The organism is Flavobacterium chungangense LMG 26729, from assembly GCF_000735715.2.
GTDB lineage: Bacteria > Bacteroidota > Bacteroidia > Flavobacteriales > Flavobacteriaceae > Flavobacterium > Flavobacterium chungangense.
Map to the genome: position 1 here is coordinate 305,334 of NZ_JASY01000003.1, position 14,206 is coordinate 319,539.

A 14,206-nucleotide genomic window follows, 5' to 3' on the forward strand; every position below is an offset into this window, starting at 1 on the left:
CAATTATGAACTATATAAAACTAAGCGTTTATACGTTGCTTTGTACTGTTTTATTTGTTAGCTGTAAACATCATGAAGAAGCCAGAAGACCAGTTTCGCAAGCTTCAGGAACGTTTATGAAAAAATCGGCTGACAGAAATAAAAAACTGGTTGCAAGCGAAGAAGATGTTATCAAAAACATCATCAAAAATAATCCGAAAGTAAAATACTATGCTACCCGAAAAGGATACTGGCTGTCTTATGACGAAAGAAATTTAACTGATACTCAAACACCCCGAAAAGGAGATATCGCTTATTTTAATTTAGAAATAAAAGACATTGAAGGTAAAATCATATATTCTGAAGCTGAACTTGGCCCACAAACGTATTATGTTGACAAACAAGACATCATGATGGGATTACGTGATGGTATTAAATTAATGCATAAAAATGAAACCGTTACTTTCTTGTTTCCTTCACATATTGCTTATGGATATCATGGAGACAATAAAAAAATAGGAACCAATGAATCGTTAATCTGTACGGTTACACTTCGTAATTTTGTTCCTGACCCTGAAGCAGCACCCGTGACAACTACAACTACACCTGCAAAAGCAACAAGCACTAAAACTGCAATTGAAACAAAAAAAGACACATTAACCCCATAAAAACAACATTTCAAAAATGAAAAAAAGTATTTTATTATTGTTATTAGCAGTTACTTCATTTTATTCCTGTAAAGACGAGCACAGTAATCTGCCTGATGGATTATATGCTGAAATAGAAACAAACAAAGGAAATATTATTGTAGAATTAGATTATAAAAAAGCACCCGTAACTGTTGCTAATTTTGTAACCTTAGCTGAAGGTAAAAATGAATTTGTAAATGAAAATTTAAAAAACAAACCTTTTTTTGACGGATTAAAATTTCACAGGGTTATTGAAAATTTCATGATTCAGACCGGAGATCCTCTTGGGACCGGTTCAGGAGATACAGGTTATAAATTTAAGGATGAATTTACCGATTTAAAATTTGACAAAGCCGGTGTTTTAGCAATGGCTAATAACGGACCGGGAACAAACAGCAGTCAATTTTTTATTACTCACGTTGAAACGCCATGGTTAGACGGAAAACATACTATTTTTGGTCATGTCGTTGAAAAAGGACAGGAAGTTGTTAATCAGGTTAAACAAGATGACCAGCTAATTGCTGTAAAAATTATAAGAAACGGTGAAGCTGCTAAAAAATTTGATGCTGTAAAAGTATTTCATGATTATTTCAGTGAAATTGCAAAAGAGAGAAGCAAATACTCAGGAGTTCAAAAAGAAAAAGTAGCTTATTATGCAGCGTTAAAACCAAAAGCTACTAAAACTTCAAGCGGATTAGAATATGTAATTACTGAAAAAGGAACTGGTAAAAAACCTGCAACAGGAACTCAGATATATATTCACTATGCTGGTTTTCTGGAAGATGGTACCTTATTTGACTCTAGTTTAGAAGAGGTAAACAAATTATTTGGAAAATTTGATGCAGCAAGAGCTGAACAACATGGTTATCAACCTATTCCATTTCAGGCAGGCCGCAAAGATGGTATGATTCCAGGATTTATTGAAGGAATCGAAAAGCTTTCTTTTGGAGACAAAGCTGTGCTTTTTATTCCATCGCATTTAGCTTATGGAGAAACAGGTGCAGGAGGAGTTATTCCTCCTAACGCCAATATTATTTTCGAGATTCAATTACTGGAAAAACCACAATAATTATTTTTAACTAACATTGACTAAAATCAATACACAATGAAGTTTAAATTTCTATTTTTATTTTGCCTTGCAGTACTTAACATTCAGGCACAAGCTACTAAAAAACCATCTGCAAAATCAAAGACAGCGATAACAAAACCTGCCGCAACGGCTAATCCTGCCGAAGGGATTTTTGCCACCATTGCAACAACAAAAGGCGATATCGTTCTGACTCTGGAATATGTAAAAGCACCGGTAACTGTTGCTAACTTTATTTCTTTGGCAGAAGGTAAAAATCCTAATGTAAAAGTCGAGAAACTTAAGGGAAAACCATTTTATGACGGCTTAAAATTCCACAGGGTTATCAATGATTTTATGATTCAGGGTGGTGATCCTGACGGAAATGGATCAGGTGGTCCGGGATTTTCTTTTAAGGATGAATTTGTTAAAGAATTAGTCTTTGACAAAGGCGGAATCCTGGCAATGGCTAATTCAGGTCCTGCAACTAACGGAAGCCAGTTTTTTATCACGCACAAAGAAACTCCATGGTTAAACGGTAAACATACTATTTTTGGACATGTTGTTTCCGGAATGGACAATGTAAATAAAATTGTTCAGGACGATATCATAAAAAAAATTACTATTACCCGCAAAGGTGCTGCTGCCAAAAAATTTGACGCCGTAAAAGTTTTAGCCGAGGACGTTAAAAAAGATGAAGCGAAAAAATTAGAATCTCAAAAAGTAATTAAAGACAAAGCTGCTTATTTTACATCAACCAAAGCAAATGCTGTAACAACGGCATCTGGCTTAAAATATGTAATTACGAAAAAAGGAACTGGTGTAAAAGGTGCAGAAGGTTCTACAATTTATTTTCACTATGCAGGATATTTTGAAGACGGAAATCTTTTTGACAGCAGTATGCCAAATGTAGAAAAAGCATACGGAAAATATAATGCAAACAGAGATGCACAAGGAGGTTATAAAGCTTTTCCTTTCACTGTTGGAAAAAAAGACGGTATGATCCCGGGATTCCTTGAAGCTCTCGATATGATGACAGATGGTGATAAAGCAATCTTCTTTCTTCCATCAAATCTGGCTTATGGAGAAGCAGGTGCCGGAGGAGTTATTCCGCCAAATGCAACTTTAATTTTCGAGATTGAAACGTACAGTAAACAACCTTAAGTTATCTTATAAATTTATAAAAAACTCCATTAAAATAATGGAGTTTTTTTATCATTACTTTCCAGCGACATCATTCAGGAATTACTTTTTAACCTTGTCACCTTTTATAAATTTTCCTTCCTTCGTAAATTCGAGATCAATTTTATTTGTTAAATCTACATCCAGATCTTTATGACCATAATCAATATGGGTAATTTTTTCATTTGGATAATGTTTTGCCACATACTCTTTTATCACTTTTGGAATAAATGCGGTTGGAATCGGTTTGTCGTCTCCATCCACTTCTCGATAAGTACCATCTTTCCAGAACTCTACCTCAGTCCCATCTTTAAGTTTGACTTCATAACCTTTTTCACCGTGTTCTGCATCTTTTTTAACTGATTCAACTGATATATTGCTAAAATATTTCTTTAAGAATTCCTGTGCCGGTTTGGGCAATTCAGTAATTTTTATTTTCTTTTGAGCGTTTGTCGATATTACAAAACCCAGTAATAATACGACTGTAATTATTTTCGTTTTCATAATTATTGTATTAAAGTTTCATAATCACTAATTTACAATAAGAAAAAACACATTCAAACCAATTTAAGAAACCTTTAGTTTTTTAAGAGTTTACTTTTGTTATTAAAACCCTGTTTACGAATCATGATTACAAAACTAGATAAAATCTTTTCAAAGCTGCTTTATAAACAGATACATAAAAAAACTTCTGTGTTTAAGACTCCCATTACAAAACCTACTATTTACCTTTTAATTTATTTTTGAATTATTTTGTTTATAAGACCGTTTTGTATAAACCAAGACATAAAAACTTTTAACTTTACAATCTGTGGTAATGGTTTGTAAAATGTTTTTTTAATAAATTACTTTAGTATAAGAATGGCAAAAAGATCTTCAGTTTTAGAAGTTCAGGTTACAAAAAACTCCCTAATAAAAATTGTAAGCGTAAATATGAGTTTAAAATACAATAGTAATTATTTTAATATCCTGCCTTTAGCACTCCTGTTTATGACCGTAAATTTTTATTCTCAGGAAACTTATAAAGAAATTGAAAAAGAAAAAATTGAAAACTATGCTTTTGAATATAGGGAAATTAGAGGAGAGATAACAGATGCAGTAAAATTTCCGATTCAGGATGTTGTAGTTTTCGTAAAGGGAAATCATGATTATGTAATGACAGATAAAGAGGGGAAATTTTCAATAAAAATTCCGCTTGAAAAATTTAAAGAAAAAGTCTTGTTACGCTTTGAGGTTTTAACTTTAAAGCCCAAAGAAATTGAAATTCGTGCCAATACTAAATATCTTAAAGCGCAATTAAATAACAATCAGGAAAAGTCACGCCAAAAATGGACTTGGGAATGCAACATTGAAAAACCTGATATAACCGAACTTATTTTCAAGACTTTAGATTTTATCATTGCTAACCAAAAAAAGAAAAAGAAAAAGAAAGAATGATTCTTTTTACAAATCTGGTACAAATGCTCTTCTGAGAAGGTTATTTGGGTGAATTATATTTCATTATTCTTTGTAATTTGGAGTATTCATAAAAACAAAGCCTACTTTACCTGATACCATCCCGTCATTTTTCGGCCATGTTTAAAAAAACAGTATTTTTTTCTAAAGCGTCTAACCATTTTTAAATAGTATTTACATTGATAGCTGCGCTATGACCTGTATTTACGAAAGCTCCATTATCAAATGCATTGGAAATAATATTTAGAACCTGTTTCTCATCAAAATTCTGAAACGCTTCAGCAGAAATTCTAAATGCACCTGAAAACATATTATGTCAATAAAAACAGAAAAAACTAGTTCTCCGGGTTACAAAAAAGGTTCCGTTAACCGGTGTTTAAAAGAAAATAACACAAGCCCTACTTTTGATTTGATATTGAATTTTTCAAATAAAGCGGCCCTGTAAACTTCAATGGATTTTATTGATAGATTCATAATTTCGGCCATTTGTTCATAGGTTAATTCCCTTTCATCACAAACTAGCCTCAAAAAATCGAATTCACGCTGCGTTAAAACAATATTTTCCTTTTTTTCGTTATTGCTATCATAATTGCGTACACGCTTAAGAATTTCAGAAACATTATTATACCCTATTTTAATAATGTTATCAATAGCAAATTTCAAATCGTGAGCTGTACAATTTTTATGCAGAAAACCTCTGGCACCATGATGATAAGCTGCATCGATTATTTGTTCGTCAAGGTGCTGTGTCAACAATAATACTTTGTACTCTTCCTCCTTTTCTTCAAGTGCCTGCAATACTTCAATACCGTTCATGTGAGGCATGGAGTAATCCAGAATATAGATATGCGGAGATGGGTTTATAGGTAATGCCTGCAGGAAATCATCACCATTATCAAACTCTTGTATCACTTTGTAATTCCCCATTTTATACAGCAATTCTTTTAAACCTTGTCTTACAATAGAGTGATCATCGATTATACAAATAGTAGTCTGTTCCATACTTTAGATTCTTTTATTTTCACAAAGGATAATTGTAGTTCCAGATCCTATTTCGCTTTCTACAGCTAAAATATAGTCTATGCTATTGGCTCTGTTAATCATGTTTAGCAATCCTAAAGACAATTTGCTTTTTTTATCTGCAAAATCGAATCCTTTACCATTATCTGCAATTATCATTTTAAAATCAGGACTGGTTGTTATCAAAATACTCATTTTAGAAGCTTTGGCGTGTTTAAAAACATTATTGATACATTCCTGAAAGATGCGGTAAATGATTATCTTTTCATTATCATCAAATTTCTTGACCTCAATTTCTTCAAAAGAGTATACAATGTCTATTTTGGTGTTTTTTTGCAATCGCTTTATTTCTGCAGCTATAGCTTTTATCACATCTTGCTGCAATAACAATTGACCATTTAAGGCATGACTGATACTTCTTATTGATTGTGATAAATTAGTAACGGATTGTGACAATGGTTCTAATGTTTTTTGAAGCTCAGGAGAATCCAGCTTCATATTTTCTATCTGAAAATTAATATAGGTCAATTGCTGTCCGGCATCATCATGAAGATCCTGAGAAATATTATTGAGTACCTGTTCCTGCGTTTCAATTACAGTTTGGGTAATTCCTTTTTGGAAATCGAGATCTTTCTGATGCAGAAGTTCTGTGTATTTTTTTATCTTATTAAAATAAAGACGAATCAGAATAACACAAAAAAATAGTATTAAACCAATAAAAATAAAGCCGATTATTATTCCTATTACGATTTGATCCATTTGTAATTATTTTTTTCCCTGTAGATGTAAATATTAATTAGAGTATAATAGGCGATACAAACTATATTAACAATGAAGACATATAATGTAACCTGACCAAATAAAATTATTTTTGTAACTCCTAATGGTTTAAATCCTAACAATAACCCCATACCAAAAAAGAAATACACTGGCGCAAACAACAGTAAATAATTATTCGATAAAAAATATGTTAAATTCTCTGCTCTTAACTGCTTAAAACTTTCATATATAAAAAATACAACATAAAGCAGGGCGCCAACAATAAAAGTGTAGTAATTATAGGTATCCACTATTTCTATAATTATGAAATTAATAATAGAAAATACTATGAATATATACAGTATCATATGAGACACTTTTTTACTGTTTATATTTTCTTTAAATGCCAGCAGCCAAAAAACATCATGAAATACAATACTGATATAAAATGGTATCCGAATTGACAAATTATTATATACAAGAATAGAATTTATTAATTCTGTAAAAAAAACGACTAACAGAATGTATAGGAGAAAGCGATGCATTGTAATTTTCCAGTAAAGATTATATAAAGCAAAAAGCAGCGTTATTAAAACGCATGCTTTTATTGGATTTATGATATCTAATATATTCAATCGTATTTATTTACAAGGGTACATGAAGGGTAGGGAACTCATCTATCATTCTAGGGTCAGTCGAATAATCATAATATGGAGTGGCATTGGCTGATTGTCCGCCACTAGGGTTTCCATTGACCTGAATAACAACGACACGGTTTACAGAGTTATCTATGGTAGCAAAACTGAATTGAAATTCAGAATTTTCATCTTTGACATATTCTTCTGCAAGAAAATTTATTAAAGCTGCAGAAAAACGATAGTAAACTCCATCATCATCAGAAAGGTAATTATCTACCCTTTTTACACCAATAATTTTTTCATCTGCATATTCTACATTTAGATAGTACTTATATTTATAAGTATCAATAATAGGCTTAAGTTCTCTCCAGGTAATAACATACTTCCCTCTTAGATTACTTAGGGGCTCTACTACTTTGTGATCTCTTAAGATTGCCTCTTTTAGTGTGCATTCACAAACACTATCACCGTGCTCTCTTAACCATTCTGCTTTCTCATCAATATCTTTTGACATATAATAGCCCTCTAAAGTTATACAATCAGACAAGGGAGCTGTTTTACCTACATTAGTTGCGATGGTCACCGCCGGATTGTCTTCTTTTTCTTTTTTACACGCCACAATGGTTAAAACAGCCATTAAAATTAGGGTACATTTTTTCATAGTTAAAGTTATTTAAGGGGTTAATAATTTATACTTCAAATTTTACAATTACCCAATTTCATTTACTTGGGTAAAACCCTATTTTATCAGATTTTAACCCTATTAATCAACTTATCAGCTAAAATAACGATTTTCCTCCAAATAAATCACACACTGCTAAAATCCAAATTATTAGGCATAAAACTATGTGCGATTTAGGTATTTACCTAAGCAGCGAAATTACAGACTGAAGTAGTTTTGTAATACATATTAGAAGAATGTTACCAGGCAGCCAAAAAGGGTATTATAGAGTAGGCAGAATTAAATATTAAAAATTATGGCCAGAGAAATTAAATCAGTAAATCCGCAATTGCAAATGCAAATACAGGATTCTCCCCCAAATGATTTTAAAGACCGATTAATAAAACTGATTCCTGCAGAAATTATAGCTGCTTACATCACCATATCAGGTTTAATAATAGGTTTTTCAGAGGGTGATCCAAATGCGGACAAGTCTAATTTATTATGGATTATTATCCTTGTTTTAATGATTTTTACTCCTGTTTATTTAGTGAAAGTCTCGGGGGTTTCGAAGAAAGGTCAGATACTGTTTTCAACAATTGGCTTTTTAGTTTGGGCTTTTGCAACAGCTTCACCATATACAAAAGAGATACTTGGTTTTTCTTTTCAATTAATTACTTCCGTGATATTGATCCTGTATACCTTATTGATACCGCTTTTCTATAAAGGATAAACAAATCAAAAAAATAATAAAATTTAAATTATTATAATATGAAAACTACCAAAAAAACAAATACTAAAAACGAGGATTTTGAATTAAATAATAGTTCTTTTTTACCAAAAGAAGAATACCTACACAAGTACAAAAACAATAACAACAAAGATGTAATTTGTATAACTGATTCCAAAGGCTACTCACAACCTAATGACAAGGATTTATTTGAGATTTGGGTTGATTCTTCAAATGGTTTTATACCTCTTTGGGAAAAAGGAGTCACCTTAAATTGGAGATTTAGCAAATCTTTTGGGAGCTATTTTAATAAACCGGAAGCTGCAAAATCTGGCGTTAGAAAACTTTTAGGTGAAGCAATTTCAGCCTGGCAAGATGCCTGTCCTGTAAAATTCCATGAAGATAACGATGCCTGGGATTTTGAAATTGCTATGCATCAAAAGAATTGTAACAATAATGGATGTGTTTTAGCGTCTGCTTTTTTTCCTGATCCCGGACAAAATATTTTCTATATCTATCCTACGATGTTTGAGCAAGACCATAAGGAGCAGATTGAAACTATGGAACATGAAATTGGTCATATTTTTGGGTTGCGACATTTCTTTGCTAATATATCTGAAAAAGAATGGTCGAGCGAATTATTTGGAACAGACAGTGCATTTTCGATCATGAATTATGGTGAAAAAAGTAGACTAACAGCAGATGATATTAAAGATTTAAAAATACTATATGAGCTGGTATGGAGCGGAAAACTTACCGAGATAAACGGTACCGAAATTAAGTTATTTAAATCCTATCATATGAGCAGTAGATTGAGTAATAGCAGTTTTCAATTATCAAATGCGGTAAACTTTAAAGGGCTGCATGAGATGTTGAGAGAATCTAGTTTTACATCTTCGGCATTTGAAGTGAATAATGATGTTTCGCTTCAAGTTAAAAGAGCCATATTAAATGTAAAAGGAAATAATTCAACAGATCCAAATACACTTTCAAACTCACAGAAATTGGAGGATGAACTATTCTTTAATAGTAACGATTTTATCCTGCTGGCAGTAAAACTGAATAAGTTTATTACTAACAGTTCAAAGAAAATAACTGTATCAGAAATCAAAAAATGTGAAACAGTTGGAGATTGCATTAATTTATTAAACAGTAAATTATAATATATGAAATCATTATACCTAATATTTGTTTTCAGCCTCGGGTTAGGAATTCAAGATTGTTCAAGCCAGAATGATTCAATCGTAAGTAAAGAAGTTGTTACGATAGAAAAAACACAATCGGTTAAAACTATTAGCAAGCCCTTTTGGGATAAAATCAGCATTAAGAAATCATTTGATAGTAAAACAGATGATGATGAAAAAGCAGCTACAATTTCTTTGACACTTCCAAAAGACAATGATGATATCTTCAAAGTTAATGCTGGGATTGGTTATACGTTGGGCAAATTGAACGATAATAAATATAATGCTGTTACAGGATTTTTTGTTTATAATAAAAACAATCAGATCGACAAACGCCAGGAAAATTATAAACTTGGAATAAACCACAATTTTGTTTATTTTACAAAAAAAGATTTAGGAATAATTAATGACAATTCATTAGAGTATCTAAATGATAATGTGAAAAAAGCGCAGTCAATAATAGCACTATCAACTTTGAGTATTAGATCTAATAGTGGGAAACTTATTTTTGAAAGTTATGCAATTAGAAATAGTGCTTTTGCATATAAACTTTTGCCTAAAATTGGGTTAGAATATCAAAGTAGCTATGATGCAGCTTTACCTTTAGAACAAGGTTATTATTTTAGAAGCTATTTTAATATAGGAGGTGCTGTATTGTTGAAAAAAAGGACTGTTATTGAAACTGTAGAAAAGACAAATTCTATTTCATATAATAGTAAAGGAATCGAATTAAATAGGGAGGAAAGTGAAGAAGTTGTTTTAACAGAAACTTTCAGTAAAAAAGGATTAGAACTGATTATCAACTATGAAAGGAGGAACAGCCTATTGGATAATTTTGATAATAATCCAAACTATACTTATCTACTGAAAGGTGAGTTAAAATTATATCCTATAAATAATAATAATTTATCGATAGGGCTATCTTACAATAAAGGAGAAAATCCATTAGAAGGGCTAGAAAAACAAGAGTTTTGGATGTTAGGATTTAACTTCAAAAAATAAGTTTTTTGGATTAATCCGAAAACCTGTGGGGAAATATAGTTATAAAAAAACTCCTTAATTTCTTAAGGAGTTTCTTTGTGGGCGATGAGGGGTTCGAACCCCCGACCCCCTCGGTGTAAACGAGGTGCTCTGAACCAGCTGAGCTAATCGCCCTATTTTACTAGGCTGCTATCATTTTGTGATTGCGAGTGCAAATATACACCTAGAATTCGTAATTGCAAGCCTTTTTGATAAAAAATATAAAATAAAATTCACGAATACTTTTAGAAAGCTATTTTTCAGCTTCTTAAAAACGAAATAAAACCGCACCTTGTCTTAGCATTTAGTTAAAAAACGAAATCCGGAAAGCTAATTTTAATTATTCCTTTTGTATTCACTTGCTATAGTCATACATTTGCAAACCTTAATTGTATACTCAAATGGCAAGATATCAGGAAAATGATTTACCGAAAGCTAAATTAGACGCTAACTCCCTTCAAAAAGCAATCCGAATTTTTAAATATGCTAAAAACCACAAATGGAAATTCTTCCTTGGTTTAGTTTTTTTGCTCTTAACCAGTGCCACAGCCCTCGCCTTTCCTAAGTTAATGGGAATGCTGGTAGACTGTGTTACTAATAAAGACCTTGATAAAGCAAACGAAATTGCCATTGCTCTTATGGGAATTTTGGTTTTACAGGCGGTTTTCTCCTTTTTCAGAATTTCTCTTTTCGTCAACTTTACTGAAAATTCATTATCAAATATTCGTTTTGCCTTATATGAAAATCTGGTAAAACTCCCAATGTCTTTTTATGCGCAAAAACGTGTTGGGGAATTAAACAGCCGGATTAGTGCTGATATTTCACAATTACAGGACACTTTTACCACAACAATTGCCGAATTTTTACGTCAGTTTATTTTAATTATTGGCGGATTTATCATCTTAGGAAGCATCAGTCCAAAATTAACTTTGATGATGCTCGCCATCGTTCCGGTTGTAGCCGTAGCAGCAGTAATTTTTGGAAGATTTATTCGCAAGTACGGTAAAAAAACGCAGGACAAAGTAGCCGAAAGCCAGGTCATTGTGGAAGAAACTTTACAAGGGATTAGTAATGTAAAAGCCTTTGCGAACGAATGGTACGAAATTCAGCGTTATAAAAACAAAATCAAAGAAATTGTAAAAATCGCGATCAAAGGCGGTCAATACCGGGGCTATTTTGCTTCCTTCATTATTTTATGCCTTTTCGGATGTGTGGTGGCTGTTGTCTGGTACGGAATTACCTTAACGATAAAAGGAGAAGTTGAAGGTGTGGGTGATTTGATTTCGTTTGTACTGTACACTACCTTTATCGGTGCCTCTTTTGGCGGTATTGCCGAAATGTACGCTCAGATTCAAAAAGCGGTGGGTGCAACGGAACGTGTTTTTGAATTGCTCGAAGAAACACCTGAAGCCATCAATGCAAACCCGAAAGCCCTTCCTGTAGAAAAAATAAAAGGAAACGTAGCTTTCAAAAATGTGGCTTTCAGTTACCCGTCAAGAAAAGAAATTCAGGTATTAAAAGAGGTTAATTTCCATGCTGATTTTGGTCAGAAAATTGCTCTTGTCGGACCAAGTGGTGCCGGAAAATCGACTATTTCTTCGTTACTATTACGTTTTTACGATATTACTTCAGGGGAAATCTTAGTGGATGGAAAAAGCATTTACGACTACGATCTTGAAAATCTTCGCGGAAATATGAGTATCGTTCCTCAGGATGTGATTTTATTTGGCGGAACCATCCGTGAAAATATAGCCTACGGAAAACCGGATGCTTCAGATGAAGAAATAATGCTGGCTGCAAAACAGGCCAATGCATTGAATTTTATAGAAGGTTTCCCTGAAAAATTCGAAACACTGGTGGGAGAACGCGGTGTGAAATTATCAGGAGGGCAACGTCAGCGTATTGCAATCGCAAGAGCATTATTAAAAAACCCGAGTATTTTAATTTTGGACGAAGCAACTTCTTCTTTAGACAGCGAAAGCGAAAAACTGGTTCAGGAAGCTTTAGAAGTTTTGATGGAAGGCAGAACAAGCATTATTATTGCACATCGACTTTCGACAATTCGTAACGCTGATAAGATTTTAGTTTTAGATAACGGAAAAATCACCGAAGAAGGAACGCATCAGGAACTCATTAATCTTGAAAACGGTATTTATAAAAACCTGAGTAATCTTCAGTTTAGCAATTCTTAACAAAGTTTGAAAAATCGATAATTTAAATGCAATAAGACTATAACGTTTTATTGCATTTTTTTTAAGCTTGTCTGATATTTGTTTAATAAAGATATTGTCCGGCTGAACGGAGTCGAAGCCCTTTCCTATTTGCAAACCTTCGACTAAGTTTATCCTGAGCGAAGCCTAATTAACTCAGGATAACACTTGTACAAAAGAGATGTTTAGTAGAATAACTCATTGTAGTTTTACCCCTAAAGTCCTAGCCCTGCTCTCCACTATATCTGTTGTTGCGGGGTTCGCAACAACAGATATAGTGGAGAGCAGGATTAGCTCCTGAAAATTATTATAAAAAAAAAGAATATTTAGATTAAACCTTTTTTCAAAACAGCTGTCTAACCTTGTCAGGCTTAAAAACAGTTGTACATACAAGTGTTAAATAACCATTAAGCCCTTTTGTATTCGCACCAAAAAGCTAATTTTGTGCAGTTACTAATTCAATACCTAAAACATTTTCACCTTAATTTTATGAAAGTAAAAAACCTGATTTACGCCCTTATAATTATAGTACTCGGAGGTTTTATCGCTTATCGCGTGATATCCAACAAAAAGAAAAACGACGAATCTAAAAAATTTGGGGATAAAGACAAACCGACAGCCGTTACCGGAATTGTAGTTAAAACTTCGACTTTTGATAATAATTTGTCATTGTCAGGATCCATTGAAGCCAATGAACAGGTAGAAATACATAGTGAAATTTCAGGTATTGTGGAAGGTATTTACTTTAACGAAGGAAGTTATGTAAACAAAGGCCAGGTACTTTTTAAGGTAAATGATATCGAATTGCGTGCACAGCTCAGACAGGCACAGACAAAAGAAGGACTTGCTGGAGAAAACGGAAGAAGAGCAAAATTACTATTGCAAAAAGAAGCCATAAGTCAGGAAGAATTTGATGTTGCCAACGCAGATTACGCTTCCGCGAAAGCACAGACTCAATTAATAAGTGCTCAGATTGCCAAAACTTCTGTAAAAGCGCCTTTTTCAGGAAAAATCGGATTGCGCTCTATTTCACCGGGAACTTATATTACGCCAACGGTTTTAGTAGCGAAACTGGTCAATACTGGCAAATTAAAAATTACATTCTCTATTCCTGAAAAATATGCCGCTCAGGTAAGTTCGGGTTCTGTTATTGATTTTTCTGTTTCAGGATCAGATAAAATTTATAAAGCAAAAATATACGCAATCGAACCTGAAGTAGAAGTGGCAACCCGTACATTGAAAATACGCGCCATTGCAGAAAATAGTGACGGAAAACTTTTTCCGGGAACCTTTGCAGATGTAAAACTGCCTTTAAACATCATTAAAGACGCAATCGTGATTCCATCAGAAGCTATTGTACCGATTCAGGATGGTAAAAAAGTATACATTGCCAATATGGGCAAAGCCAAAGAAATTAAAGTAGAAGCAGCCACCAGAACCGATGCTTCAGTTTTAATTTTGTCAGGATTAAAAGCAGGCGACACTTTAATTACAAGTGGCGTGATGTCATTAAAAGATGAAGCTCCGATAAAAGTTAAAGTTAAGTAATTTTAAGTTATGAGTTTGGAGTTATAAGTTTTGAAATTGATATTGTCATTTCAGGACTAATAATT

General features: G+C 32.9%; 15 protein-coding genes and 1 tRNA gene. 9 read left to right on the forward strand and 7 right to left on the reverse strand.

The features are described from left to right. Nucleotides 1-5: 5 nt before the first annotated feature. From gldI to JE46_RS09040, 3 genes are read left to right on the forward strand one after another with little or no spacing between them, the layout of a single operon-like run. Nucleotides 6-647, forward strand: a complete 642-nt coding sequence (gldI, locus tag JE46_RS09030; protein ID WP_031454948.1) for a gliding motility-associated peptidyl-prolyl isomerase GldI — start codon at nt 6-8, stop codon at nt 645-647. Nucleotides 648-663: 16 nt separating this feature from the next. Then, a complete protein-coding gene (locus tag JE46_RS09035) occupies nt 664-1,737 on the forward strand; it encodes a peptidylprolyl isomerase (protein ID WP_031454949.1) in 1,074 nt (357 codons plus the stop codon). Between the two features lie 36 nt (nt 1,738-1,773). Further along, nucleotides 1,774-2,898 (forward strand): peptidylprolyl isomerase, encoded by a 1,125-nt coding sequence (locus JE46_RS09040; RefSeq protein ID WP_031454950.1) that lies wholly within the window; start codon nt 1,774-1,776, stop codon nt 2,896-2,898. An 81-nt stretch (nt 2,899-2,979) separates the two neighbouring features. Here JE46_RS09040 and JE46_RS09045 read toward each other — a convergent pair whose 3' ends face one another. Further along, nucleotides 2,980-3,420, reverse strand: coding sequence for a PepSY-like domain-containing protein (locus JE46_RS09045; RefSeq protein WP_031454951.1), 441 nt, complete (start codon nt 3,418-3,420; stop codon nt 2,980-2,982). Nucleotides 3,421-3,777: 357 nt separating this feature from the next. On the opposite strand from JE46_RS09045, the gene JE46_RS09050 reads away from it, so the two are divergent. Continuing rightward, nucleotides 3,778-4,353 (forward strand): peptidase associated/transthyretin-like domain-containing protein, encoded by a 576-nt coding sequence (locus tag JE46_RS09050; RefSeq protein WP_031454952.1) that lies wholly within the window; start codon nt 3,778-3,780, stop codon nt 4,351-4,353. A gap of 181 nt (nt 4,354-4,534) precedes the next feature. Here JE46_RS09050 and JE46_RS24020 read toward each other — a convergent pair whose 3' ends face one another. The 5 genes from JE46_RS24020 to JE46_RS09070 all read right to left on the reverse strand — a co-directional run bounded on the left by JE46_RS24020 (nt 4,535) and on the right by JE46_RS09070 (nt 7,407). Beyond that, nucleotides 4,535-4,681 carry a hypothetical protein gene (locus JE46_RS24020; protein ID WP_180904177.1) on the reverse strand — a complete coding sequence of 49 codons (147 nt, stop codon included), beginning with the start codon at nt 4,679-4,681 and terminating at the stop codon, nt 4,535-4,537. Between the two features lie 38 nt (nt 4,682-4,719). Continuing rightward, a complete protein-coding gene (locus tag JE46_RS09055; protein ID WP_031454953.1) occupies nt 4,720-5,373 on the reverse strand; it encodes a response regulator transcription factor in 654 nt (217 codons plus the stop codon). Nucleotides 5,374-5,376: 3 nt separating this feature from the next. Next, nucleotides 5,377-6,150, reverse strand: a complete 774-nt coding sequence (locus tag JE46_RS09060; protein WP_031454954.1) for a sensor histidine kinase — start codon at nt 6,148-6,150, stop codon at nt 5,377-5,379. Then, the gene (locus tag JE46_RS09065) at nt 6,135-6,518 is read right to left on the reverse strand and encodes a hypothetical protein (RefSeq protein WP_157505895.1); all 384 of its coding nucleotides are present in this window, start codon (nt 6,516-6,518) and stop codon (nt 6,135-6,137) included. Before JE46_RS09065 ends, JE46_RS09060 begins: the two co-directional genes overlap by 16 nt. A gap of 277 nt (nt 6,519-6,795) precedes the next feature. Next, nucleotides 6,796-7,407, reverse strand: coding sequence for a hypothetical protein (locus JE46_RS09070; RefSeq protein WP_157505896.1), 612 nt, complete (start codon nt 7,405-7,407; stop codon nt 6,796-6,798). A 358-nt stretch (nt 7,408-7,765) separates the two neighbouring features. Here JE46_RS09070 and JE46_RS09075 point away from each other — a divergent pair, with 358 nt between their 5' ends. Genes JE46_RS09075 through JE46_RS09085 form a run of 3 tightly spaced genes read left to right on the forward strand, consistent with a single transcriptional unit; the run spans nt 7,766 to nt 10,365 of the window. Continuing rightward, nucleotides 7,766-8,182 carry a hypothetical protein gene (locus tag JE46_RS09075; RefSeq protein WP_031454957.1) on the forward strand — a complete coding sequence of 139 codons (417 nt, stop codon included), beginning with the start codon at nt 7,766-7,768 and terminating at the stop codon, nt 8,180-8,182. A gap of 38 nt (nt 8,183-8,220) precedes the next feature. Continuing rightward, the gene (locus JE46_RS24025; RefSeq protein ID WP_157505897.1) at nt 8,221-9,342 is read left to right on the forward strand and encodes a matrixin family metalloprotease; all 1,122 of its coding nucleotides are present in this window, start codon (nt 8,221-8,223) and stop codon (nt 9,340-9,342) included. Between the two features lie 3 nt (nt 9,343-9,345). Continuing rightward, the gene (locus JE46_RS09085) at nt 9,346-10,365 is read left to right on the forward strand and encodes a hypothetical protein (RefSeq protein WP_031454959.1); all 1,020 of its coding nucleotides are present in this window, start codon (nt 9,346-9,348) and stop codon (nt 10,363-10,365) included. A 78-nt stretch (nt 10,366-10,443) separates the two neighbouring features. Here JE46_RS09085 and JE46_RS09090 read toward each other — a convergent pair. After that, nucleotides 10,444-10,518 (reverse strand) — tRNA-Val (locus JE46_RS09090). A gap of 266 nt (nt 10,519-10,784) precedes the next feature. Between JE46_RS09090 and JE46_RS09095 the strand changes: the two genes are divergently transcribed. Beyond that, the gene (locus JE46_RS09095) at nt 10,785-12,575 is read left to right on the forward strand and encodes an ABC transporter ATP-binding protein (RefSeq protein ID WP_031454960.1); all 1,791 of its coding nucleotides are present in this window, start codon (nt 10,785-10,787) and stop codon (nt 12,573-12,575) included. Nucleotides 12,576-13,082: 507 nt separating this feature from the next. Continuing rightward, complete coding sequence (locus tag JE46_RS09100; RefSeq protein WP_031454961.1) at nt 13,083-14,141, forward strand: efflux RND transporter periplasmic adaptor subunit; 1,059 nt, start codon at nt 13,083-13,085, stop codon at nt 14,139-14,141. Nucleotides 14,142-14,206: the final 65 nt, after the last annotated feature.

What these genes read in the sequence shown, in the direction of transcription:
- JE46_RS09050 (WP_031454952.1), top strand. Translation starts at nt 3,778, where the DNA reads ATGGCAAAAAGATCTTCAGTTTTAGAAGTTCAGGTTACAAAAAACTCC.
- gldI (WP_031454948.1), top strand. Translation starts at nt 6, where the DNA reads ATGAACTATATAAAACTAAGCGTTTATACGTTGCTTTGTACTGTTTTA.
- JE46_RS09100 (WP_031454961.1), top strand. Translation starts at nt 13,083, where the DNA reads ATGAAAGTAAAAAACCTGATTTACGCCCTTATAATTATAGTACTCGGA.
- JE46_RS09040 (WP_031454950.1), top strand. Translation starts at nt 1,774, where the DNA reads ATGAAGTTTAAATTTCTATTTTTATTTTGCCTTGCAGTACTTAACATT.
- JE46_RS09065 (WP_157505895.1), bottom strand. Translation starts at nt 6,518, where the DNA reads ATGATACTGTATATATTCATAGTATTTTCTATTATTAATTTCATAATT.
- JE46_RS09075 (WP_031454957.1), top strand. Translation starts at nt 7,766, where the DNA reads ATGGCCAGAGAAATTAAATCAGTAAATCCGCAATTGCAAATGCAAATA.
- JE46_RS09060 (WP_031454954.1), bottom strand. Translation starts at nt 6,150, where the DNA reads ATGGATCAAATCGTAATAGGAATAATAATCGGCTTTATTTTTATTGGT.
- JE46_RS09035 (WP_031454949.1), top strand. Translation starts at nt 664, where the DNA reads ATGAAAAAAAGTATTTTATTATTGTTATTAGCAGTTACTTCATTTTAT.
- JE46_RS09095 (WP_031454960.1), top strand. Translation starts at nt 10,785, where the DNA reads ATGGCAAGATATCAGGAAAATGATTTACCGAAAGCTAAATTAGACGCT.
- JE46_RS24020 (WP_180904177.1), bottom strand. Translation starts at nt 4,681, where the DNA reads ATGTTTTCAGGTGCATTTAGAATTTCTGCTGAAGCGTTTCAGAATTTT.
- JE46_RS09045 (WP_031454951.1), bottom strand. Translation starts at nt 3,420, where the DNA reads ATGAAAACGAAAATAATTACAGTCGTATTATTACTGGGTTTTGTAATA.
- JE46_RS24025 (WP_157505897.1), top strand. Translation starts at nt 8,221, where the DNA reads ATGAAAACTACCAAAAAAACAAATACTAAAAACGAGGATTTTGAATTA.
- JE46_RS09085 (WP_031454959.1), top strand. Translation starts at nt 9,346, where the DNA reads ATGAAATCATTATACCTAATATTTGTTTTCAGCCTCGGGTTAGGAATT.
- JE46_RS09055 (WP_031454953.1), bottom strand. Translation starts at nt 5,373, where the DNA reads ATGGAACAGACTACTATTTGTATAATCGATGATCACTCTATTGTAAGA.